Source organism: Streptosporangium sp. NPDC053982 (assembly GCF_055585205.1).
Genome location: NZ_JBVJKQ010000050.1, coordinates 1 through 1416, shown reverse-complemented (window position 1 = coordinate 1416; position 1416 = coordinate 1). Strand labels below are relative to the sequence as shown.

Genomic DNA, 1416 nt, shown 5'->3' with positions numbered 1-1416 from the left:
CTAGTAGTGCTTTGTTAGGTCAGGCTGTTGTGGCTGGTCGGGTCGTCCGGGTGATGGTTCGATGCGGGCGTGACCCCCGAACAGCTCGTTCATATCCGTCAGCGGCTGGAGACGTTCGCTGCTGAGGTGTTCACTCCCTTGACCCGCTCTGACCAGCGGGCCAAGGGCCTGACCTATCTGCGGGGCCTGCTGTTGGACGGCCGTCGCAAGTCGATGCAGCCGATGGCCGAGCGGCTGGGAGTGGATCATCAGGGGCTGCAGCAGTTCGTCACCTCCTCCACCTGGGATTTTTGCGCGGTACGCCGGCGCCTGGCCGTCCGCGCGGCCGAGGTGATCGCCCCGCACGCGTGGGTGATCGACGACACCGGCTTTCCCAAGGACGGTAAGGACTCACCCGGGGTGGCCCGGCAGTACTCCGGCACCCTCGGCAAGGTCGGCAACTGTCAGATCGGCGTGAGCGTGCACGCCGTCACCGACACCGCCTCCTGCCCGCTGAACTGGCGTTTGTATCTGCCCGCGTCCTGGGACGCCGGCCAGGCGGCCGATCCGCACGCCGCCGGGCAGGCCGGCGTGCGCCGCGCCCGCTGCGCCGTCCCCGACGGCGAGCGGCATCGCCCCAAATGGCAGATGGCCGTGGAGATGCTCGACGAACTCACAAGCTGGGGCCTGGCGCCGCCGGTGGTGGTGGCCGATGCCGGCTACGGCGACAACGCCCGCCTGCGCACGGCCCTGGCCGAGCGCGGCCTGGCCTATGTGATGCAGGTCAAAGGCGCGGTCACCGCGCACGGAGTGGGAGCTCGGCCCGCAAGGATCGCCTACTCGGGGCTGGGGCCGCATCCCCTGCCGCGGTATCGCACCAAGCCGGTCAGCCTGCGTGAGCATGTGCTGGCCGCAGGCCGCGCCGCAGCGGTGACGCTGACCTGGCGGGCCGGCTCCAGGGGCGGCTTGACCTCACAGTTCGTGATCCTGCCGGTCCGGGTGGCCGGCCGCAGACCCCACCTGGCCGTCGATGGTTCGCTGCCGGTCAGCCAGGTGATCGCGCAGTGGCCCGACGGCGAGGCCGAGCCGGTCAAGTACTGGCTGTCCAACCTGCCCACCGGCACGCCGCCGGCGCAGCTGGTCGCCTTGGCCAAGATCCGCTGGCGGATCGAGCACGACTACCGCGAGTTGAAGACCGGCCTGGGTCTGGACCACTTCGAGGGCCGCTCCTGGAGGGGCTGGCATCGGCACGTCACCTTGGTCAGCGCCGCGCACCTGTTCTGCACCGAGCTGCGCTTGAGCAGCCCAAAAGCGGTCGGGGCGGCCTGACGCTCTACCAGGTCCTCAAGGAGCTGCAGGCCCTGCTGGCAGCCTGGACAGGCCGATGCCCGACCTGCCGCAGACGGCCGCCCTAACCACCTAACAAAGCACTACTAG

Annotated in this window: 1 protein-coding gene; it reads left to right on the top strand. The window is 69.7% G+C overall.

What is annotated here, in order from left to right; translation table 11 throughout:
• Positions 1-69: 69 nt before the first annotated feature.
• Positions 70-1308 carry an IS701 family transposase gene (locus ACZ6W9_RS36970; protein ID WP_470121863.1) on the top strand — a complete coding sequence of 413 codons (1239 nt, stop codon included), beginning with the start codon at positions 70-72 and terminating at the stop codon, positions 1306-1308.
• The last annotated feature ends 108 nt before the right edge of the window (positions 1309-1416 follow it).